Origin of the sequence: Hydrogenophaga sp., assembly GCF_051860785.1 — a bacterium.
In the GTDB taxonomy this organism is placed as follows: Bacteria; Pseudomonadota; Gammaproteobacteria; order Burkholderiales; family Burkholderiaceae_C; genus Hydrogenophaga.
Map to the genome: position 1 here is coordinate 56,034 of NZ_JBIMLB010000011.1, position 21,759 is coordinate 77,792.

The 21,759-nt window shown below is 64.4% G+C and carries 14 protein-coding genes, 1 tRNA gene and 1 pseudogene; 6 read left to right on the forward strand and 10 right to left on the reverse strand.

Annotation, left to right across the window (positions count from 1 at the left end; translation table 11 throughout):
- Window positions 1–2: 2 nt before the first annotated feature.
- From ACTIF6_RS15415 to ACTIF6_RS15435, 5 genes are read right to left on the reverse strand one after another with little or no spacing between them, the layout of a single operon-like run.
- Entirely contained in the window at window positions 3–545 is a 543-nt protein-coding gene (locus ACTIF6_RS15415) for a VOC family protein (RefSeq protein ID WP_439588804.1), read from the reverse strand.
- Window positions 546–592: 47 nt separating this feature from the next.
- A complete protein-coding gene (locus tag ACTIF6_RS15420) occupies window positions 593–1,387 on the reverse strand; it encodes a transporter substrate-binding domain-containing protein (RefSeq protein ID WP_439588805.1) in 795 nt (264 codons plus the stop codon).
- A gap of 49 nt (window positions 1,388–1,436) precedes the next feature.
- The gene (locus ACTIF6_RS15425; protein WP_439588903.1) at window positions 1,437–2,168 is read right to left on the reverse strand and encodes an amino acid ABC transporter ATP-binding protein; all 732 of its coding nucleotides are present in this window, start codon (window positions 2,166–2,168) and stop codon (window positions 1,437–1,439) included.
- Window positions 2,169–2,182: 14 nt separating this feature from the next.
- Window positions 2,183–2,854, reverse strand: coding sequence for an amino acid ABC transporter permease (locus tag ACTIF6_RS15430; protein ID WP_439588806.1), 672 nt, complete (start codon window positions 2,852–2,854; stop codon window positions 2,183–2,185).
- Entirely contained in the window at window positions 2,851–3,543 is a 693-nt protein-coding gene (locus ACTIF6_RS15435) for an amino acid ABC transporter permease (protein ID WP_439588807.1), read from the reverse strand. The genes ACTIF6_RS15430 and ACTIF6_RS15435 overlap by 4 nt, the downstream gene beginning before the upstream one ends.
- Window positions 3,544–3,666: 123 nt before the next feature.
- On the opposite strand from ACTIF6_RS15435, the gene ACTIF6_RS15440 reads away from it, so the two are divergent.
- The 5 genes and pseudogenes from ACTIF6_RS15440 to ACTIF6_RS15460 all read left to right on the forward strand — a co-directional run bounded on the left by ACTIF6_RS15440 (window position 3,667) and on the right by ACTIF6_RS15460 (window position 17,298).
- On the forward strand, window positions 3,667–4,695 hold the full coding sequence (locus ACTIF6_RS15440) for a LacI family DNA-binding transcriptional regulator (protein ID WP_439588808.1): 1,029 nt from the start codon (window positions 3,667–3,669) through the stop codon (window positions 4,693–4,695).
- Between the two features lie 285 nt (window positions 4,696–4,980).
- A complete protein-coding gene (locus ACTIF6_RS15445) occupies window positions 4,981–6,786 on the forward strand; it encodes a DEAD/DEAH box helicase (RefSeq protein WP_439588809.1) in 1,806 nt (601 codons plus the stop codon).
- Window positions 6,787–7,333: 547 nt separating this feature from the next.
- Window positions 7,334–8,809, forward strand: coding sequence for a ShlB/FhaC/HecB family hemolysin secretion/activation protein (locus ACTIF6_RS15450; protein WP_439588810.1), 1,476 nt, complete (start codon window positions 7,334–7,336; stop codon window positions 8,807–8,809).
- A 27-nt stretch (window positions 8,810–8,836) separates the two neighbouring features.
- Window positions 8,837–15,112 (forward strand): annotated as a pseudogene (locus ACTIF6_RS15455) (hemagglutinin repeat-containing protein); the annotation flags it as partial.
- Between the two features lie 2,057 nt (window positions 15,113–17,169).
- On the forward strand, window positions 17,170–17,298 hold the full coding sequence (locus tag ACTIF6_RS15460; protein WP_439588811.1) for an integrase core domain-containing protein: 129 nt from the start codon (window positions 17,170–17,172) through the stop codon (window positions 17,296–17,298).
- On the opposite strand, the gene ACTIF6_RS15465 is transcribed toward ACTIF6_RS15460, so the two are convergent.
- From ACTIF6_RS15465 to ACTIF6_RS15480, 4 genes are all read right to left on the reverse strand, one after another.
- The gene (locus ACTIF6_RS15465; protein WP_439588812.1) at window positions 17,287–17,469 is read right to left on the reverse strand and encodes a hypothetical protein; all 183 of its coding nucleotides are present in this window, start codon (window positions 17,467–17,469) and stop codon (window positions 17,287–17,289) included. The two genes, ACTIF6_RS15460 and ACTIF6_RS15465, sit on opposite strands and share 12 nt — an antisense overlap.
- 315 nt (window positions 17,470–17,784) lie before the next feature.
- Window positions 17,785–17,860 (reverse strand) — tRNA-Ala (locus ACTIF6_RS15470).
- 19 nt (window positions 17,861–17,879) lie between these two features.
- The gene (locus ACTIF6_RS15475) at window positions 17,880–18,788 is read right to left on the reverse strand and encodes an NAD(P)-dependent oxidoreductase (RefSeq protein ID WP_439588813.1); all 909 of its coding nucleotides are present in this window, start codon (window positions 18,786–18,788) and stop codon (window positions 17,880–17,882) included.
- Window positions 18,789–18,889: 101 nt separating this feature from the next.
- Entirely contained in the window at window positions 18,890–19,648 is a 759-nt protein-coding gene (locus ACTIF6_RS15480; protein ID WP_439588814.1) for a GntR family transcriptional regulator, read from the reverse strand.
- A 94-nt stretch (window positions 19,649–19,742) separates the two neighbouring features.
- On the opposite strand from ACTIF6_RS15480, the gene ACTIF6_RS15485 reads away from it, so the two are divergent.
- Window positions 19,743–20,627 carry an alpha/beta hydrolase gene (locus tag ACTIF6_RS15485; RefSeq protein ID WP_439588815.1) on the forward strand — a complete coding sequence of 295 codons (885 nt, stop codon included), beginning with the start codon at window positions 19,743–19,745 and terminating at the stop codon, window positions 20,625–20,627.
- 14 nt (window positions 20,628–20,641) lie between these two features.
- Here the strand turns inward: ACTIF6_RS15485 and ACTIF6_RS15490 are convergent, their stop codons facing one another.
- Window positions 20,642–21,619: a GMP reductase gene (locus ACTIF6_RS15490; RefSeq protein ID WP_439588816.1), complete on the reverse strand. Its 978-nt coding sequence runs from the start codon at window positions 21,617–21,619 to the stop codon at window positions 20,642–20,644.
- Between the last annotated feature and the right edge of the window lie 140 nt (window positions 21,620–21,759).

Sequence of the window (21,759 nt, forward strand, 5' to 3'; positions counted from 1 at the left end):
GGTCAGATCTTGCTCAGGTCGGGAAAGGGACGCACCGGGTCGGTGACGCCGTCCCAGGTCAGCGAGGATTCGCGGATCAGATCGAACATGCGGCCTTTGGGGCCGGCCACTTCAGACAGTTCGATCACCGTGCCTGGGTGGTACTCGGTGTCGAAATAGATGAAGCGGCCACGCTCGCCCACCTCACCCTGCATCTTGGGCTTGAAACCCTCCGTCAGCAGGCGCTCCAGGTCCGCGTCGTAGTCGCTCGTCCAGTACGCCACGTGCTGCAGACCGGTGCGGCCGGCCTGCAGGAAGTCGCGGTACATGGACGGCACGTCGTTGCGGGTCTGGATCAGTTCCACCTGCACGAAGCCTGAATTCGCCAGCGCCACGGAGTTGTGCGGTTGGTAGCTGTGGCCGTCGTACTGATAGTTCTCGATGGGCACGCGCGGGTTGTAGTACCACGGGCCCACGCCCAGCGTGCGGCTCCAGTACTCCATGGCGGCTTCAATGTCGTGCACGACATAACCGAGCTGGCGGATCTCTCCGAAATGGCGACTCATGTGTTGATCTCTCTCAGGTGCGAATGCAGGCGGCGAAATGAAGGGCTTTACTTCGCACCGTCGACGATTTCCTTGGGGATCGGCACGCCCGCGTGTTTGATGTGGATGTCGTTGAGCTTGCCGTTGGCCAGATTGGTCTTGACCCAGCCGTTGACCCAGTTCATCAGATCGGGTTGGTTCTTGCGCATGGCCACGGCCAGCTGGTAGGACTGGAGAACGAACTTCACTTCGAATTCGCGTGCGGGTGCGCGCTTGGCAATTGCCGCGATGATCGGCGGCGTGATGGCCACGATGTCGGTCTGGCCGCTGGCAGCCGCGGTGATGGAAGCGGCTTCGTCGTCGAAGCGCACCACCCTGGCCTGCGGTGCGCGCTCGGTAACGATCTTGTCCTGCGGGCCACCGCGCGTGACCGCCACGGTCTTGCCAGCAAGGTCATCGATGTTGGCAATCTTCAGGCTCTTGGGTGCGCCCACGGCAGCCTGAATGGCGCCGTAGGGAATGGAGAAGTCCACCGCTTTCTGGCGCTCGGGCGTGATCGAGAGCGAAGAGATGATCAGGTCTGCCTTGTTCGACAGCAGGTTGGGGATGCGTGCGGAGTTGGTCGAGTTCACGATCTCGAGTTGCACACCAAGATCCTTCGCCAGCAACTGTGCGGCTTCCACATCGGAGCCGGCGGGGTTCACCTTGTCGTCCACATAGCCGTAGAACGGCGCGCTCAGGTCGATGGCGATGCGGATCTTGCCGGCTGCCTTGATGTCGGCCAGATCGGCCAGCGCCGGAAGGGACAGGGCGCCAAGGGCGGCAGCGAGCACGGTGCGGCGCAGGATGCTGGAAGCGGTCATGGTGTATCTCCAGGGTTTTGTAGGAAGGGACGGGGAAAAGGTTGGTGGATCAGAGTCCGTGAGAGAGGAACTCGCGCAGTTCCTGGGTCTTCGGATTGCGCAGCATGGTGCCGGGTCCGGTCTCCCAGACGCGGCCTTCGTGCATGTAGATGATGGTGTCGGCCACGCGCGCGGCAAACTCCATCTCGTGCGTCACCAGCACCATGGTCATGCCGCCTTCGGCCAGTTGCTCGATCACGCGCAGCACTTCGCCGGTGAGTTGCGGGTCCAGCGCCGAGGTGACCTCGTCGAACAGCATCACCTGCGGCTCCATGGCGAGCGACCGCGCGATCGCCACACGCTGCTGCTGCCCGCCGGAGAGCTGTTCCGGGTAGGCCTGCGCCTTTTCGGCCAGCCCGACCTGGCGCAGCGTGCGTTCTGCGATGACGCTGGCCTCCGCAGCGGACAGGCCCTTCACCGCCTTGGGCGCGAGCGAGATGTTCTGTTCCACCGTCAGGTGCGGGAAGAGGTTGTAGCTCTGGAACACGATGCCCACGTCCATGCGCAGCTTGCGAAGGTCGATCGCACCGGCTTCGTGGACCGCATGTCCGCACACCTGGATGGTTCCGCTGTCGATGATCTCCAGGCGGTTGATGCAGCGCAGCGCCGTGCTTTTGCCTGAGCCGCTCTTTCCGATGATGGCCGTGACCTGGCCCTTGGGGATGGCGAAGGAAACGCCCTTGAGCACCTGGTTGGCACCGAAGCGCTTGTGCACGTCCTTGAGTTCGACGACCGGGTTCATGGTGGTGGCTTCTTTCATGTCTCACTCAGGGGGCGGCTGCCGAACTGCAGGCGCTGCTCCAGCCGGCGGCTCCATACAGAGAGCGGATAGCAGAGGGCGAAATACAGCACGGCGATGATCACGTAGACCAGGAAGGGCTGGAAGATGGAGTTGTTGATGAGCTGGCCTGCGCGCACCAGTTCGACGAAGCCAACGATGGACGCCAGCGACGTGTTCTTCACGATCTGCACCATGAAGCCCACGGTGGGCGGCGTGGCGATGCGCAGCGCCTGCGGCAACACCACCAGGCGCATGCGCTGCGATCGCGAGAGGGCCAGGCACTCGGCCGCCTCCCACTGCGTGCGCGGCACGGACTCGATGCACCCGCGCCAGATTTCGCCAAGGTAGGCGCTGACGTAGATGATCATGGCGATACCTGCGGCCACCAGGCCCGGCAGTTCCAGCCCCAAGATGCTCAGGCCGAAGTAACACACGAACAACACCACCAGCAGCGGTGTGCCCTGGATCAGCTGGATCCAGGCGATGGCCAGCCAGCGCAAGGCCCTGACCGGGCTGATGCGGCACAGTGCCACCGCGCCACCCACCAGGCCACCCCCGACGAAGGCGATCACCGACAGGCACACCGTCCACATCAGGCCCACCAGCAGCAACTGCACGTGGTACAGGTTCAGTCCACCCTCGATCATCGTGCGCCTCCACCCGCGCCGAGCCGGCGCTTGCGCGTGAAGACCACCTGGCCGAACACCCACAAACCGACGCGCATCAACAGCGACAGCACCAGGTAGGCCACGGCGACCAGGATGTACGCCTCGAACGGGCGGAAGGTTTCGGACTGCACGCGCGCGGCAGCGGCTGTGAGCTCTTCCACCGAGATCTGCGACGTGATGGAGGTGGCCAGCATCAGCAGCACGAACTGGCTGGTGAGCGCCGGATACACCTTCTCCATGGCCGGGCGCAGCATCACGTGCCAGTAGATCTGACGGCGCGTCAGGCCCAGACACTCGGCCGCCTCGAGCTGGCCCTTGTGGATGGAGTCCAAGCCCGCTCGCATGATCTCGCAGGAGTAGGCCGCCACGTTGATCACCAGCGAGAGCAGCGCCGCCGAAAAAGCCGTGACCTTCCAACCCAGGCTGGCCAGGCCGAAGAAGACCAGGAACACCTGCACCAGCAGCGGCGTGTTGCGGATCACTTCCACGTACACCCCGCACAGTGCGGACAGCCAGCGCACATCGCTGCGGCGGCCGATCGCGAGCACCGTGCCGATCACAAAGCCCAGCACCGTGGCCGGAAAGGACAGCTGGATGGTCATCCACGCCCCGTCCAGGAACTGGGGCCAGGCGGCCAGCACGCTGGCAAATTCGAATTCGTAGTCCACGGTCTCCGACTCGTTGTTTTGATTTGATTTGATGTCTTGCACATCAAAATCTGCATGGATGTTATCTTTCGATCCTTGCAGACGCCAGGCGGTTATCTGATGCTTTTTGATGGATTCGATCGAATGTCCAAAGCTGCCCGAATTCCCGACATCGCCCACATGGCTGGCGTCTCCACCGCCACTGTCGACCGTGTGCTGAACCGCCGGCCCGGTGTGCGGCGCGCCACGGTGGAGCGCGTGATGCAGGCGGCCGAGCGCCTGCAGTACCTGCCCGATGCCGAAGTGCGTGCGGCCCTGCGGCCAGCACCGATGCAACTGGTGTTCCTCCTGCCTGCCGGCAGCAACCGCTTCCTGCGCATGCTCGGCGACACCATCGGTTATTCCGAAGAGCACTGGACACCCTACAACGTGCGCTGCCGCGTCGAGTTCGTGGAGGGCTTCAATCCCGAGGTGCTGGCCAAGGCTTTGCTTCGCCACGGCGCTCGCGCCGACGGCATTGCCTTTATGGCGCTGGAGCATCCGCTGGTGCGCGACGCCGTGGACGCGCTGGCCGAACGCGGCGTGCACACCGTCACCCTCATTTCCGATCTGTCTAATTCGCGGCGAGCCGCCTACGTCGGCCTGGACAACCGCGCCGCCGGCCGCACGGCGGCCTATCTGATTGCCCGTTTCATTGGCGATCGGCCCGCGCAGGTGGCCATGATCGCTGGCAGCCTGAGCTACCGGGCACACGAAGAGCGTGAAATGGGCTTTCTCTACCTGTTCAAGGAATCGTTTCCGCGCATTGAAGTGGTGGGCTTGCGAGAAGGGTATGACGATGCCGAGCGCAACCACGCGCTCACGCGCACGCTGCTTGACCAATATCCCGATCTCGCCGGCATCTACAACATCGGCGGCGCTTCCGACGGTGTTGGGCGCGCGCTGAAAGAGGCCGGGCGCGACCAGAAAGTCGTCTTCATTGGCCACGGCCTGTCGCCTGACACTCGTGCCCTGCTGATCGACGGCACGATGGATGCGGTCATCAGCCAGAACCCCCAGGGCGCGATGCTCACCAGCGTGCGCATCTTCGCCAATCTGCGCGATGGCCGCGACGCACTCACCGGCGTGGAGGCGGTGCGCGGACAGATCATGTTCCGGGAGAACCTTCCTTGAGAAGATTTCAGGGTTTTCCCGAATCTGTGCCATAATCACTGGCTTCGCAGGCAACTGCGACGATTTGTGCATCTGCCTCACACACCAGGCCCCCGGAATCTCCAGGATGGGCCTTCGCTCCCGGTGTCACGCTTCTCTTTGTGACCCATGGCGCGTTGATCGTTTGATGGTTGATGTTTTGTAACCACGAACGGATCCAGCGCCCCGGAGCTGCCACCCCTTGAGGTCGGCCGTCCCATTCAGCGTTTGCATTCGATCAATTGCGCATCTGGCGCATGGACGAACATGAGCGACTCTTTTGAAGCCCGCGGCGATTTCTCGCCCGAAATCCTTTCTGCCGACACCGAGGCAGACACTTCCACCCTAGTGGTCACCGAGCCTGCTGCTCCCAACGGCTTCCAGTTGCTGGGCCTTGCGCCTGAGCTGGTGCAGGCGTGCATGGACCTCGGCTACACGCAGCCCACTGCCGTGCAGAACAACGTGATCCCCAAGGCCATGGTGGTCAAGGGTGATCAACGCTTCGCCGATCTGATGGTTTCCAGCCAGACCGGCAGCGGCAAGACCGCCGCTTTCCTGCTGCCCGTGTTGCACACCCTGCTGCAACAACGTGCCGACGCCGAAGCGAAGGAGCGCGCCGACCGTGAGCGCGCCGTGGCCGAAGCCCTGGCGCGTGGCGAGGCACCGCCCAAGGCCCCCAAGCGCAAGGACCCGACCAGCTCGCGCAATTTCAAGGCCGCCACGCCCGGCGCCCTGATCCTGTGCCCCACCCGCGAACTCGCTCAGCAGGTGGCCAACGACGCCATCGACCTCGTGCGCCACTGCCGTGGCCTGCGCATCGCCAACGTGGTGGGCGGCATGCCTTACCAGTTGCAGATCGCTCGCCTGCAGAACGCCGACCTCGTGGTGGCCACGCCCGGCCGCCTGCTCGACCTGCAGCGTTCGCAGCAACTCAAGCTCGATCAGGTCCAGTTCCTCGTCGTTGACGAAGCCGACCGCATGCTCGACCTCGGCTTCTCCGACGACCTGGCCGAAGTCAACGAACTCACCAGCCAGCGTCGCCAGACCATGATGTTCAGTGCCACCTTTGCGCCGCGCATCCAGCAACTCGCCATGCGCGTGATGCACGACAACGGCAAGCACGTGCAGAAGGTCCAGATCGATTCGCCCCAGGAACAGCACGCCAACATCAAGCAGGTGCTGTTCTGGGCCGATCACGCCGACCACAAGCGCAAGCTGCTCGACCACTGGCTGCGTGACACCACGATCAACCAGGCCGTGGTGTTCTGCAGCACGCAGATCGAATGCGACGGCCTCGCCAACGATCTGCAGCAGTCCGGCTTTGCGGCCGTGGCCCTGCACGGTGCACTCAGCCAGGGCATCCGCAACCGCCGCCTCATGGCATTGCGCAGCGGCCAGGTGCAGATCCTGGTGGCCACCGACGTCGCCGCACGCGGCATCGACGTACCCACCATCACCCACGTCTTCAACTTCGGACTGCCGATGAAGGCCGAGGACTACACCCACCGCATCGGCCGCACCGGCCGTGCCGGCCGCGACGGCCTGGCCGTCACGTTCGCCGAGTTCCGCGACCGCCGCAAGATCGGTGACATCGAGGCCTACACCCGCCAGCGCATCAACGTGGAAACTGTGCCGGGCCTGGAGCCGCGCCAGCGCGCACCACAACCCGAATTCGGTGGACGTGGTCGCCCGACCGGTCGTCCCGGCAACGGTTACGCCGACCGCAGCGGCTTCAACGATCGCCGTGGTCCTTCGGCACCGCGCGGCCCGCGTTTTGAAGGTCGCCCGGAAGGCCGCTTCGAAGCACCGCGCGTGGACCACAGCCGCCCCGAGACGCGTTTCGACCCGCGTTTCGAAGGCCGTGCCGACCCGCGCAGCGAGAGCCGCTTTGACAACAACCGTGGCGGCGAAGGCCGCTTCGACAGCCGCCCGCCCGCTGGCCGAGGTTTTGCCGATCGCGCCCCTGCCCGCACGGGTGGCAAGCCCAGCGGTGGCTTCTCCAGCTTTGGTCGCAGCGACAAGGGTGCCGAGCGAGCACCGGCTCGACCGGTGGCACGACGCAGCCCGCGCTGAGCGACCGCACACTTCAAAAAGAGCCGGACCTGAGGGTCCGGCTTTTTTTCGTTTGCATGGACCCAAGGCATTTCAACGCCTTGTTCCGGTTAGGACTTGAGCCGATCCAATTTTTCGTTGAACCGTTCTTGAAAATCACTGCCCGTGTGATCCGAGCCAGACTCGCCGCTGCCGTTTTTGGCCTGTCGAGGCACCGCGCGCAATTGCCATGAAGGGCCCACAAGGCCCGAGATACTAGAAGGCAGGTCGCGGTTCTCAGAGCACCCTGAGGGAGGGGAAGGTGCGATCACCACAAGCATGTATGGCGGCATGGTTGTGCCTGTGCGTCACGAGCGCGTTGGCACAAACACCCAGCCAGAAGGAAATCGGTTCAGAAGCTGCACAGGCTCAGGAACGCCGCACGCTAGAGCGTGAGGCAGAGCAGCAGCGCCGCTTGCAGCCTCGATCCGATGTCAGGTTGCCCACTGCACAGCCTGTCGCAGGGGCCGCTCCGCTGCCCCGCGACGAGACACCTTGCTTTGTCATCCGCCGTGTCTCGCTCCCCGGTTTGAGCGGCGCCATTGAGCCCGCTTTCGACTGGCTGCCCGCCGCGCTCGCAGGCATGGATGGAAGCGACCCGCCAGAGGGACTGTGCCTGGGCGCCCGAGGCGTGGCCCAACTCATCGACCGAGCCCAGCAAGCGCTGGTTGAGCGAGGGTTTGTCACCACTCGCGTGTTCGCCCCGCCTCAGGACCTGAGCGGTGGCGACCTCGCCCTGCAAGTGCTGCCCGGGCGCATCCGCAGCATCCGTTTCGCCGAACCGCTCAGCATTCGCGCAACAGCCCTCAACGCGATGCCCATGGCCCCCGGCGACATCCTCAATCTGCGCGACATCGAGCAGGCCCTGGAGAACTTCAAGCGCGTGCCCACCGCAGATGCCAGCATCGAGATCGTCCCAGCAGATGGGCCGCAGGACGGTCCGGGGTTCAGCGATCTCGTTCTCACCTGGCGGCAGGACCAGCTCTTTCGTGTGAGCCTGGGCCTGGACGATGGCGGAAGCCGTGCCACGGGGCGGTACCTCACGGGCCTGACCGTGAGCTACGACCACGCGCTGACCCTGAACGACCTGTTCTACCTCACGCTGCAGCGCGATCTGGGCGGGGGGGATGCCGGACATCGAGGAACGCGCGGTGCCACCGCCCATTACTCGCTGCCGCTGGGCTACTGGCTGCTGAGCTTAAACACCAGCCGCCAGCGCTACTTCCAGACCGCTCCCGGACCATGGCAGGACGTGCTCTACAGCGGCTGGAGCGCCAACCAGGACATCCGTCTCTCGCGGCTGATCCACCGCGACGCCGACAGCAAAACCACCCTGAGCTTCAAAGCCTTCGCTCGTCAGTCGAACAATTACGTCGAAGACCTGGAGATGCTGGACCAGCGCAGACGCGTGGGAGGCTGGGAGCTTGGCTTGGGGCATCGGGCCTACGTGGGCGATGCTGTGTTGGACTTCAACGTCGCCTACAAGCGCGGCACGGGTGCGTTCGGATCGAAGCCTGCGGTTGACGAGGACTTGGGCGAAGGCACCTCGCATTTCCAGCTCACCACGCTGGACGCCGGCCTTCAGCTGCCGTTTGAGCTGGCTGGCCGATCCTGGCGTTACAGCGGCAACCTGCGGGCACAGGTCCACCACACCCCGTTGACGCCCCAAGACCGCTTTGCCATCGGCGGGCGCTACACAGTGCGCGGTTTTGACGGCGAGGTCACGCTCTCGGGCGACAGCGGGTGGCTGGTGCGCAACGAGATATCCACCGACTTGGGCGAGAGCGGTGCGTCGCTGTATGCCGGGGTCGACCACGGTGAGGTGCGCGGACCCAGCAGCGTCTGGCTCCTTGGCCAGCGCCTGACGGGCGCGGTGATCGGATTGCGCGGCTCGATCGGCCCCACGCAATACGAGTTCTTCTTGGGCGCGCCGCTCAGCAAGCCCCAGGGCTTTCGCACCTCCAACGCCACCGCCGGCTTCCAGCTCTATTGGCAATTGCTGTAGAGCAGCAGAACTCAGGGAGAACCCCGCATGAACAAGCAACGTCACCGACTCGTCTTCAACGCACGCCGTGCCCAAGTCATGGCGGTGGCCGAAACGGCCTCCAGCATCGGAGAGGGTTCCTCGGGTGAACGAGCAGCACCAGCGCATCCGCGCGCAGGCCCGCTCGCTTATCCACTGCGCCACATCGCGCTGCATCCGCTGAGCCTGAGCATCGGCCTGGCGCTGGCCTTGGTGCTCAGCACCAGCGCACAAGCGCAGATCATTGCCGACCCCAGTGCTCCCGCCAACCAGCGGCCCACCGTGCACAGCGCCGCCAACGGTGTGCCATTGGTCAACATCCAGACCCCGACGGCAGGCGGCGTCTCGCGCAACACCTACCGGCAGTTTGACGTTCAGAGCAACGGCGTCATCCTCAACAACAGCCGCACCCAGGTGCAAACGCAGCTCGGCGGCTGGGTTGCCGCCAATCCCTGGCTGGTTGGTGGGTCGGCCCGCATCATCGTCAACGAGGTCAACTCCTCCAATCCCAGCCTCCTTCAAGGCTTTGTGGAAGTTGCAGGTCAGCAAGCGCAGGTGATCATCTCCAACCCTTCCGGCATCCAGGTCCAGGGCGGAGGTTTCATCAACGCCAGCCGCGCCACGCTCACCACCGGAAAACCCGTCTTCCACAACGACACGCTCGAAGGCTTCCGAGTGCAGGGAGGCACCATCACCATCGATGGAGCCGGGCTGGACACCTCGTCCACCGACTACACCGCCGTCCTCGCGCGCGCCGTCCAAGTCAACGCCGGCATCTGGGCTCAGGAACTCAAAGTGGTTACCGGCGCGAACGAGATCAGCGCTGACCTTAGCACCCTCAACGCCAATCCCTCGGCGGCCACTGGAAGCACCCCCACATACGCGCTGGACGTGGCTCAGCTTGGTGGCATGTACGCCGGCAAGATCCACCTCGTTGGCACCGAATCGGGCGTGGGCGTCAATCTGCGCGGCGTGGTTGGCGCCACGTCGGGTGATGTGGTCATCCACGCCAGCGGACGGCTCCACGCCCAGGGGACGTTGCAGGCCAGCGGGCTGGTACGCGTGCAGACGAAGGGCGATGTGCGCGTTGAGGGCGATGTTTACGCGGGTGGAGATCTCTCGGTGTCCACCACACATACCCTGTCCAACAGCGCGGAGCTCCGTGCCCAGGGTGACGTTGACGTTGATGTCGGCAAGCTGAGCAACGAGCAAGGGGCTCGCATTGTCTCGGCCTCTACGCTGCGCATTGCCAGCCAGGGCGATGTGGACAACGCGGGCCAAATTTATGCGGCGGGCAGCCATACCCTTAACGCTGCGGGGGCCTTAACCAACAGCGGCCTGATCGCAGCAGGTGGGCATACCAACGTCACTGGCCAGACCATCACAAACACGGGCTCCATGGCTGCTGGCTTGAACACCGACGGCACGCTCAAGGCAGACGTTGCCAACCTGGGCGTGCAGGCCGGTGCGCGATTGACGGCGACCGGCGACCAACTGGCCAGCGGCGACGTGAGCCTGCGCGCACAGGCCGTGAATCACGCGGGAGGTCAGACCCAGGCGCGGCGCGACGTCACCATCGAAGCCGGTGACCTGAACAACATCCAGAGCTCGGTGGTGGCCGGGCGAAATCTGAGCGTCACCAGCGCCCAAAAGTTGCTTAACCATGGAGGATTGCTCAGCGCCGGTGAGACCCTGACCATTGCCGATGCGGCCGCCACCGCCGATCCCAGTGCTCCCCGCTCGCTGAGCATTGGCAACACCGGCGGCACCATGATCGCCAACGGCCATCTGGGCATTGAAGCCGCGAACCTCGGTCTGGACGGGCAACTGCTCTCTCGAAACACCATGAGCCTGAAGCTCGATGGCGACCATCAAATCGCGCAGACCGGGGTGGTGCTCGCCAACAACGACCTGGACATCACGCTCGACGGCGGCGACCTCACCAACGACGGAACGCTGCAGGCTGGGCGTTTGCTGCAAGCGAATGCACGCAACATCACCAACAACGCCACAGGCGTCATCAGCGCTGAAACCACCCGCCTGCGTGCGCTGCAGAACCTGGTCAACCGAGGGTTGATCGACGGCGCCACCACCGATGTGCGCGCGCATGGCATCACCAACACCGCGACCGGGCGCATCTATGGCCAGGACGTGCGCCTGCAAGCCCAGGCCAACCTGATCAACGAGGGCAACGCGGTGGTGGCCGCGCACAACTCGCTGCACATCGGCGTGGGCGGTGAACTCACCAACCAGGACGGCGCCACCTTGCTCAGCCTGGGCGAACTGGCTGTGGGCGGCGCACTCGATGCCGATGGCAAGGCCACCGGTGCCGCGCAGGCCATTCAAAACCGAAGCGCGAGCATTGAGAGCGGGGGCGACATGCGGCTGAGCGCCGGCGAGCTCAACAACGTCAACGATCAGCTCGAATACAAGATCGTTCCTGAAGGCACGACCTCGCGCACGGACTACTACCTCAACTCTCTCGGCTATGTCGGCAGCGAGGACGTGGCCTGGACGGCACCGATGGTGCTCTACGCAGCGGGTGACTACGTCATTTACTGGCCCAATCGGGTCGCCTTGTTGCTCAAGTCCAGTCCGTACGCCGACCCGATGTACCGCAGTTACTTTGTGGGTCCCACGGCTTTTGTGCCGGAGCACTACAAGTCCTTGAATGATGTCAACGCTAGCCAGGTCTGGGTACCCGATACCTTCAACTACGCGCAAAGCTCGCCCATATGGCAGGCGTTGGGCATGACAGCACCCGCCTGGGAGGCCCCAGGCCAACGACCGCAGCCGCGCGAAGGCGTCAACAACACAGAGCCACCCGACCCTCAAGCCGTGGCGGCATGGCAGGCGAAGGCGGCTCCCTGGTTCGAGTTGAACAACAAGATTGCGGCATTCAAAAATGCCGTCAATGGCCAGTTGCTGGGTTACGACATCTACCGGAACTACACCGAAACCACCCACTCCGCCGAGGTCACCGCCAGCCAGCCGGCCAGGATTCTGAGTGGTGGCAACCTGCAATTGCTGGTGGATGGCACCGCACTCAACAAGGACAGCACCATCGTTGCTGGCGGAGGCATTCAGGTGGTGGGCAGCAATGTCACCAACCAGAGCACCGAAGTCAATGCGCCCACACTGCGCAGCGGGACCTTCTCCAATTGGGCCGTCCTCGGCCAGAGCTGCGACCTCTTCGGCTGCGATCCCATCTTCGGTTGGGCCACCGCTCCGTATGCGGAGACCATCAACCGCGCCGTCTCCCTCGCCTCCGTCCGCTACGAGCAAAACACCCAGCCGCCCGCCATCAGCCAGCAACCGGGCGCGCTCCAGACCGGCCAGACCACCACCCAGGCTTCCGGGGTCACGGCCCCCACCGGGCAGGCCGGCGCGCCCAACCTCACCCTGCCCAGCAGCGCTCTTTACCAACTGCATCCCGACACCACCTCGGGCTACCTGGTCGAAACCGATCCGCGTTTCACCGACAGGCGCCAGTGGTTGAGCTCGGACTACATGCTCGCCGCCCTGTCGGTCGACCCCGCCACGGCACAGAAACGCATGGGCGATGGCTACTACGAACAGCGCCTCGTGCGCGAGCAGGTGGCTGCGCTCACCGGCCACCGCTTCCTGGGCGACCACACCAGCGACGAACAGCAGTACCAGGCCCTCATGAACGCAGGCGCCACCTTCGCGCAGGCCCACGAGCTGCGCCCGGGCATTGAACTCTCCGCCGCGCAAGTGGCCGCACTCACCTCCGACATCGTCTGGCTCGTCGAGCGCAACGTGCGCCTGCCCGACGGCAGCACCACGCAGGCCCTGGTGCCCCAGATCTACGTGCGCCCGCAGGTGGGCGACCTGCAACCCAGCGGCGCGCTGCTGGCCGGCAAGAGCGTGAACCTCAGCCTCAGCGAAGACCTCACCAACACCAGCGGCACCATCGCCGGGCGCCAGGTCACGCAGATCAATGCACAGAACGTGCACAACCTCGGCGGCCTCATCAGCAGCGGCCAGACCACCGCCATCACCGCCGCACAGGACATCCGCAACGTCGGCGGCACCATCGGCGCGCAAGACGCCCTGGCGCTGGACGCCGGACGCGACCTGAGCGTGCAGACCACCACCACCCAGGGCAGCGGCAACACCGGTGTGGGCGTGTACAGCAGCCAGGGCATCGACCGCGTGGCCGCCCTGTACGTGAGCAACCCCAACGGGACCCTGCAGGCCAGTGCCGGGCGGGACGTGAACCTCACCGCCGCCCTGGTTCAAAGCGAAGGCAGTGTGCAGATTCAGGCCGGGCGCGACATCGCTCTGCAGACCGTGCAAACCCGCACCGACATGGCCGTGCAGCGGGACAGCCGCAATTACGCCGGCGTGCGCCAGAGCGAGGAGGTGGGTACGCGCATCACCAGCGAAGGCAGCACCAGCCTCAGCGCCGGGCAGGACATCCGTGCCCGAGCCGCACAGGGGCAGGCGCAAGGCGAGCTGACCCTGCAGGCCGGGCGCGACGTGCAGATAGAAGCCGGCCAGCAAAGCCTGGCCACCGACAGCGCCAGCTACGCCAAAGGCCGAAGCCTGACTGGTTCAAGCCGCACCGAAATGCGCAACCGCCGCAGCGAGACCAACGCCGTGGCCAGCAACCTGAGCGGCGAGCAGGTCACCATCCAGAGCGGGCAGGACACCACCGTGCAAGCTTCCCGCGTGGCCGGGGATCAAGGCGTCAGCGTGAGCGCCGGGCGCGACGTGAACGTTGTGGCCGGGCGCGCTTCCAGCGAATCGCTGTCCGCTTTCCACTCCAGCAAGAGCGGCATGCTCTCCAGCAAAAGCAACACCACCCAGGCAAGCTCCAGCGCCGATCTTGCGGTCGGATCGAGCATCGACGCGCAGTCTGTGGAGATCACAGCCGGCCAGGACATCGCCGTCAAGGGCAGCAGCGTCAACGCGCAAGACCTCCTGTTGTTCGACGCCGGCCGCGATATTGCCATCTCTTCGGAGCAGAACCACGAGTCGGGCTCGTACTTCTCGGAGACGAAGAAGTCCGGATTCACCGTGAGCAAAGAAGGCATTGGCTACGGCAAGAGCGCTCAAGATCGCAGCGGCATCAGCGAATCCACCACCCAGGCAGGCAGCACCGCGAGCGGTGGGGATGTGCTTCTCTTCTCGGGCCGAGACAGTCGCGTCGAAGCCAGCACCGTGGTGGCCGACGACATGCTGGGCATCGAGGCCGGCCGTGACGTGAGCATCGTTGCAGGCGTCAACACCGAAACCAGCGGGCAGACCAGCAACAACAAGAGCAAGGGCATCAACCTGGTGGCCAGCGGTTTGACCGAGAGCGTCACGATCATGCACGACATGCGCCAGAGCAGCGATGGGACCGGTAGGTCCGCCACCGCCGCCGCCAGCACCGTGGGCAGTCTGGAGGGCGAGGTAACGATCACCGCCGCCCAGAAGTACCAGCAGACCGGCAGCGACGTGCTTGCCCTGGAGGGCGATATCGACATCCAGGCCAGACAGGTGGAGATCACCGAAGCCAGAGAAGCCGGCAGAACCACGAGCCAGCAGAGCAGCAAGAGCACGGTGCTGGGTGCCACACCGCGCAACCCGCTGGTCGATGCTATCCAGGGCGTCAAGAGCACCGCTGAAACGGCCCTGGCCACCGCCCAGACGGGCAACGGCCGCGCGCAGGCCCTGGGCGCTGCGGCCACCGCACTCAGCGCCTACAACACCGCGAACCAGGTGGCCGACCTCATCGCCCACCCGGAAAAGATCGCCAGCGTCACCATCGACTTCAACCTCAGCAGCAGCAAAAGCCAGAGCCAGAGCACCGAGACGGCAGACAGCGGACGCGCCAGCGCCGTGGCCGCCGCAGGCGATGTGCGCATCGCGGCCGAAGGCGGCGGCGCCGAAAGCGACCTGCTGGTGCGTGGCAGCGACGTGAGCGCAGGCAACAACGCCACCTTCAAGGCCGAAGGCGATGTCCAGCTCGAATCCAGCCAGGACATCTCCACCCTGCACAGCACCAGCCAGAGCAGCGGCGCGAGCATCGGCGTGGGGGTGAGCTTTGGCGCGTCCAACGGCATCACCTTCAACGCCTCGGCGAACAAGGCCCGGGGCAACGGCGATGGGGAGGATGTCGTCCAGCGCAACACGCACATCGTGGCTGGCGACACCGCGCGCATCGAGTCCGGTGCCGACACCACCCTGGCTGGCGCCACCGTCTCGGCCAATACGGTGCAGGCCGAGGTGGGCGGCGATTTGAACATCGAGAGCCGCCAGGACACGGGACAGTTCAAGAGCGACCAGAACTCCAGCGGCTGGGGCGTGAGCTTGTGCATCCCGCCCTTCTGCTACGGGGCTTCGAGCGTGAGCATCTCGGGCGGCGCGCAGAACATCGACAGCGAGTTCGCCTCGGTCACTGAACAGTCCGGACTCCGCGCGGGCGATGGCGGCTTCCAGGTCAACGTGCAGAACGACACCACGCTCACGGGCGGCGCCATCACCAGCACGGACCAGGCGGTGCAGGACGACAGGAACAGCTTTGCCACCGGTGGGGAACTCAAGCTGAGCGACGTTGAGAACCACGCCGAGTTCAAGGGGGACGGCTACAGCGTGACCATGACGGTGGCCGGCGGTGGGCCAGACCCCAAAACGCTCACACCTGAACAGAAAGCCCTGGCGCCAGCGACCCCGGCAAAGAACGCGGGCAGTGCCGGCATCGGAGAAGACAGCGGCTCGGCCAGCAGCACCACTCATGCCGCGATCTCGGGGATCGCGGGCAACACCGAAGCGCGCACGGGAGACGCCGAGACCGGCATCGCACCGATCTTTGACAGGGAACGGGTGCAGAGGGAGATCGATGCGCAGGTGAGGATCACGGCGGAGTTCGGCAAGCAGGCGAGCCAGGCCATCGGGGACTATGCGACGAAGCAGTACAACGAGCTCAAGGCCACGGACCCTGAAGAAGCGGCCAAGTGGGCCGAGGGAGGCATCTTCCGCTCCATGGCGCATGCCGTGGTGGGTGGGCTCACGGGTGGGGCCGCAGGGGCAGCGGGCGCAGGCCTTGCGGCCCTCTCGGCAGATGCCATCAATCAGCTCACCGAAGACATGCCCGATGGCGTGAAGAACATGGTGGGTGCCGCCGTGGCAGCGGGCATTGGTGCCATTGCAGGCGGAACCACGGGTGCAGCCACTGCGTTCAATGCCGACATGAACAACCGGCAGTTGCATCCAAGCGAGCGCGCTATTGCCAAGAAGCTCGCCGCCAAGAGTGATGGCAAGTACACCGCCGAGGAAATTGAGAACGCGCTGCGCAATGCAGGCAACACAAAAACCGGCGAGAGTGTGGTGGCCGGTATGGTTGTTGACCCTGCACAACGCGATGCCATCTACGATGCTGGCGCTGTATGGACCACCGGAGAGAACGGCTGGCTGGTGCAAGTGCTGCCGCCGCAACCCGATGCAGAACTGACCACGTTTATCCGGCAGAACACTGGTGAAACCTACAACTGGTACACGCCGTCAACGGGGGGACTCCCAAACGACCCGAACATGGCGCGGGACCGGCTGACCGGCCAGCCGCTGGATGAGAAAGGGCGCTACAGCCAGAGGGTGATCTTGGATGGAAAGGCGTTTGAGCCCAAGTATTTCCAGTGCGCGACCACCGAGTGCATGCGCACCGGGGCCAATCTCGATGTGAGTGATCCTGCGTCGCAGGCCTACATCAGGGCGCTCGATGCGCAGATATTTAAGGACATGGACAAAGCAGCAACGGTGGGGACCTTGGTTACGCCCATTGGGGTTCCAGGTGCGGTGCTAACCGCTGTTGGGCTATTGGCCTCTGGTGGACAGGTCGCCACTAGCGACAAGCCGACAGATGTCGCCATCGACGAAGCAGTCAAGGAGATTTCTGAGCTTGGGGCGGTACGATTCTTTGAGAAGGTTCTTGGACACACATCTTCTGCTGCGGCACGAGCATCGGCACTGATCAATCTTGGTGGCGGATGGGATGCGTTTTCTGAACGTGTAAGGGTCGAGCTATTGGGGATGAAATCTGATGAAAAAAAGAAGTAAGGCCATATGGCTTTGGTCAAGCATTACCGTTCTGACGCTTCTCCTGTACGTCATGGGGAATATGGGCACCTATCCGAGCAGAGCGCTGCCTTTCGTTTGGGCATTCTTCTCTTGGAATTTCTATGCTTACGGGTTCTCGGGGGATATGTGGCCCTTTCAGTTTGTAGAACTCAAAAAGGCAGGGCACCAATTGGCTCGAGAAGTGGTCTTCTGGGCCACCGCCGGTGTATATCTGATGCTCTTGGCTACCTTGGCTTGGGCTTAGTAGGTAAGCCGCCGTGATCATCGAAGCCTGGCGACACCACTACAAAACGGTGCGTCCCCACAGCAGCCTGGACTACCGCACACCCCACGAATTCAAGCAGCACAATCAACCCATTCCCAACCGGGCCGTCTTACAGGAATGAATGGCTCGAAAACGCCGAGCAGGTCAATGGCGACCAGAGCACAGCCAGCACACCCGCCGAGAAGCGCGCGGCCAATGCGCCCACCGCCCCCGGCGGCAGTGCGGGCATGGGGCAAGACAGCGGCTCGGCCAGCAGCGTGACCCAGGCGGCCATCTCAGGGATTGCGGGCAATCAGGATGCACGCACCGGAGACACCGAGACGGGGATTGCACCGATCTTCGATCAGGAGCGGGTCAAGGCGGAGGTGAATGCGCAGGTCACCGTCACGGCGGCGTTTGGTCAGCAGGTCAGCAGGCCAGCAAGTCGGTGGGGGACTACGCCACCCGGCTGCGTTTAAGGCTGCCGAACCTGGTCGTCGCTCTACGGACATCTTCGTTTTTGTGGGAGATGCGAAACCCGATGAGGGGGCGCTGCCCGCAGGGATCAAGGTGCATTGGGTGCGAGCGGATGGCTCCCTGTGGCCTTGACGTGATCGAGTCCACAGGCTGGTGGAGACGAGGAGGATCGAACTCCCGACCTTCGCATTGCGAACGCGACGCTCTCCCAGCTGAGCTACGTCCCCACGAAGTGAAAATTCCAGATCAGGCCATGCCGTTGCGGCTGGCCAGTTCGACGAACAACGCCGAGTGATCCAGCTCGGCCAGGCCGTGGTCGGCGGCCTGGGCGAAGAGTTGCTCGAAGAGCTGCGTGATCGGTGCTTCGAAGCCGATTTCGCTCGCGGTGGCGAGGGCGTTGCGCATGTCCTTGAGCTGTACCGCTACCGCGCCTCGTTTGGTGAAGTCGCGCTCGATCATGCGCTGACCGTGTACTTGCAGGATGCGGCTGTCGGCGAAGCCGCCGGTGATGGCCTGCCTGACCTTGGCCATGTCGGCACCACCTTTCTCACACAGCAGCAGCGCTTCGGCCACCGCGCCGATGGTGATGCCCACGATCATCTGATTCGCGAGTTTCGCGAGCTGTCCGGCGCCGGTGGGGCCCACGTGCGTGGGTCGGCCCAGCAGCTCCAGCAGCCCGCGCACGCGTTCGAAATCGGCGGGCTTGCCGCCGACCATGATGGCGAGCTGGCCCGCTTCCGCGCCCACGGTGCCGCCTGAGACCGGCGCGTCCAGGTGACCCACGCCCATGGCGGAAAGCCGTGCAGCGTGGTCGCGGGCCTGGCGTGGCTGGATGGATGACATGTCGACCACCAGCGTGCCGGGTCGCAGCCCTTTCATGGTGCCCTGGTGGAACAGCACGTCCTCCACCACTTCGCCATCTTCCAACAGCGTGATCACCACGTCGGCTTGCGACACGGCTTCTGCCGGCTGGTCGGCCACGCGTGCGCCGAACGGCGTCAGGCGATCGGCCTTGGCGCGGGAGCGGTTCCAGGCGCTGACTTCACAACCCGCTTCGCACAGCCGCCGCGCGATGGGCAGGCCCATCATGCCGATGCCGAGCACGGCAACGCGTGCAGGGGCGGAACCTTGTGGTGTTGGCGTGGGCGTGTTCACTGAATCTTCCGTTGGTTCGCTGAATGAAGGTCGAAGGGCACACCAGCAAAAAAAGGCGGTTTCCGGGCAAGCCCGGAAACCGCGCAGAAGTGGGTCAAATGCTAAAGCAAATGACGACCACGGAGTTGTCGGGTGCGAGCGGTCCGGGCCGCCAGGGGTGGCTCGGTGCGGTGCTGCCGGGCCTTCTCGATCATTTCGGCGCCGAGTGTGGAGCTGGCCTTGCCGCTGTGCTCGCGCATCAGTTCATCGGCCAGATGCACATCGCCATTGGCCACCGCGTTGGCGATGGCCTCGTGTTCGTCCCACACCGGTTCGCGCAACATCTCGGACTGCAGGGCTTCGCCCATGGCGCGGCGGATATGGTGCCAGTGCAACAGCGCGCTCTGTTCAATCAGCGGGTTCTGGGAGGCCCTGTAGAGGGCGGTGTGAAAAGTCAGATCGGCGTCGATCATGGCCTTGATGTCGCCACGTTTCACGGCATCGCGGCCCTCGGCGAGGAGGGCAGGGTCGATGGCGGTGCGCCGCTGTGCCGCCAGGCGCACGGCCAGTGCATCGAGCGCCCCGCGAACCTCATACACCTGGGCGATCCAGTTGGCATCGATGGGCGTGACCTGCAACCCCCGGCAGCGACCTGCCGCGCCACGGATGATGGGCGCGTCCTGAACAAACCCGTCCTTCTTCAGCAACCGCAGAGCCTGCATCACCGGCTGGCGCGACACGGCAAGCTGCTCAGCCAGTTCTTCCTGCGTGATTCGCTGGCCCGGCTTGAGCGAGCCTGCGCTGATGGCGTCCAGCAGCACCCGGTAGACCTGGTCGGCCAGGTCCGGGGTGGCGTCGAGTTGGAGGGGGGGTACGGGCATGGCGAGAAATTGGAACTCTGTATACAGAATACACGTTTGGCGCCAGTCCGACCAGGGGTGTCTGGCAAAAGACCCCATGACACAATGCGCCTCCATGACCAATGCCACCCCCTACGACGCTGCCTGGCTCGACCGCGAGTACAACAACCGCGCGAGGGTGCCTGGCCATGCCACCCATTTCGAACGCTGGGCGCGCGACTCGGCCCAGGCTCGCCAGGACGGCCGTGCATTGCTGGATGTGAGCTATGGCCTGGGTGCTGGCGAGACGCTGGACCTCTTTCCCGCTGCGCGCAGCCCTGGAACTCCGCTGGCGCCTGTGCTGGTGTTCATTCACGGTGGCTGGTGGCGCAGTCTGGACAAGGCCGATCACTCTTTCGTCGCGCCGCCTTTCGTGCAGGCGGGGGCCTGCGTCGTGGTGCCCAACTACGCGCTGTGCCCGGCCGTCAACATTCCCGAGATCACCTTGCAGATGGTGCAGGCGCTGGCCTGGGTGCATCGGCACATCGCCGCTCACGGGGGCGACCCGAGCCGCATCACCGTGGCCGGCCATTCTGCGGGTGGTCACCTGGCAGCGATGATGCTGGCATGCGAATGGAAAAGGGTGGGTGACGATCTTCCCGCCTCGCTGGTGAAGAACGCCATGTCCATTTCCGGACTGCACGATCTCGAGCCGGTGATGCACACGCCCTTCGTTAGGGAATCGCTGCGTCTCACCCCGGCTCAGGTGAAAAAAGCCAGCCCTTCGCGATTGCCCGCGCCTCCGTTGCGCGAAGGGCGGGGCCGGCTGTACGCATTGGCCGGTGCAGATGAAAGCAGCGAGTTCCAGCGCCAGAACCGCTTGATCCAGCAGGCCTGGGGCCGCCAGGTGGTGCCGGTGTGCGAAGCGCTGACAGGTCTCAACCACTTCAGCATCGTCGAGGCGCTGGCGCAACCCGAACACCGGTTGCACGATCTCATGCGGGAACTGCTGGATCTCTGACGACCCGCCCGGGGCTACATCAGCAGGTGTTCACCGGCGTTGTCGCCACCCAGAATCACGTAGTTCACCTTGCGGATGTCCATGAGCTTGGTGCCGCCGCCATAGCTGATGGAACTCTGCACGTCCTGCTCCATCTCCACCAGCGTGTCGGAAAGCTGGCCCTTGATGGGTTCCAGAATGCGTTTGCCTTCCACGTGGCGGTATTCGCCCTTGTTGAAGTCGCTCGCCGAGCCGTAGTACTCCTTGAAGCGCTGGCCGTCCAGCTCCACGGTCTGCCCCGGGGATTCCTCGTGGCCGGCAAACAGCGAGCCGATCATCACCATGGAGGCGCCAAAACGCACGCTCTTGGCGATGTCGCCATGGCTGCGGATGCCGCCGTCGGCAATGATGGGTTTGGTGGCCACGCGCGCGCACCACTTGAGCGCTGACAGTTGCCAGCCACCGGTGCCGAAGCCGGTCTTGAGCTTCGTGATGCACACCTTGCCTGGACCCACACCCACCTTGGTTGCATCGGCGCCCCAGTTCTCCAGGTCGATCACCGCCTCGGGTGTGGCCACATTGCCGGCGATCACGAAGGCCGTGGGCAGCTTCTTCTTGAGGTAGACGATCATGTCCTTCACGCTGTCGGCATGGCCGTGCGCGATGTCGATGGTGATGTACTCGGGCGAGATGCCTTCGGCCGCCAGTTGATCCACCGTGGCGTAGTCCGGGGCTTTCACGCCCAGCGATATCGAGGCATAGACCCCGGCCGCACGCATGTCTCGCACGAATTTCACGTTGTCCAGGTCGAAACGGTGCATCACGTAGAAATAGCCGTTGCGCGCGAGCCAGGTGCAGATGGATTCATCCACCACCGTTTTCATGTTGGCCGGCACCACCGGCAGGCGGAACTTGCGCCCGCCCAGCTCCACACCCGCGTCGCATTCCGAGCGGCTGTTCACGCGGCACTTGCGCGGCAACAGCAGCACGTTGTCGTAGTCGAAAATTTCCATGAAAAACCAGGCTCCAGATGACTGTTGTTGAACAGGAGAGCGCTTGGCTTGTGCCGGCTTCTGTGGGCGATGGCCACAAAAAACCGGGCGCAAGAATCTTGGGCCCGGTGACTGATTCTACCCGCGCTCGCTCCAACAGG

Bases quoted from the DNA above. Each gene is read 5' to 3' on its own strand.
- ACTIF6_RS15415 (WP_439588804.1), bottom strand. From the start codon at position 545: ATGAGTCGCCATTTCGGAGAGATCCGCCAGCTCGGTTATGTCGTGCAC.
- ACTIF6_RS15420 (WP_439588805.1), bottom strand. From the start codon at position 1,387: ATGACCGCTTCCAGCATCCTGCGCCGCACCGTGCTCGCTGCCGCCCTT.
- ACTIF6_RS15425 (WP_439588903.1), bottom strand. From the start codon at position 2,168: ATGAACCCGGTCGTCGAACTCAAGGACGTGCACAAGCGCTTCGGTGCC.
- ACTIF6_RS15430 (WP_439588806.1), bottom strand. From the start codon at position 2,854: ATGATCGAGGGTGGACTGAACCTGTACCACGTGCAGTTGCTGCTGGTG.
- ACTIF6_RS15440 (WP_439588808.1), top strand. From the start codon at position 3,667: ATGTCCAAAGCTGCCCGAATTCCCGACATCGCCCACATGGCTGGCGTC.
- ACTIF6_RS15445 (WP_439588809.1), top strand. From the start codon at position 4,981: ATGAGCGACTCTTTTGAAGCCCGCGGCGATTTCTCGCCCGAAATCCTT.
- ACTIF6_RS15480 (WP_439588814.1), bottom strand. From the start codon at position 19,648: ATGCCCGTACCCCCCCTCCAACTCGACGCCACCCCGGACCTGGCCGAC.
- ACTIF6_RS15485 (WP_439588815.1), top strand. From the start codon at position 19,743: ATGACCAATGCCACCCCCTACGACGCTGCCTGGCTCGACCGCGAGTAC.
- ACTIF6_RS15490 (WP_439588816.1), bottom strand. From the start codon at position 21,619: ATGGAAATTTTCGACTACGACAACGTGCTGCTGTTGCCGCGCAAGTGC.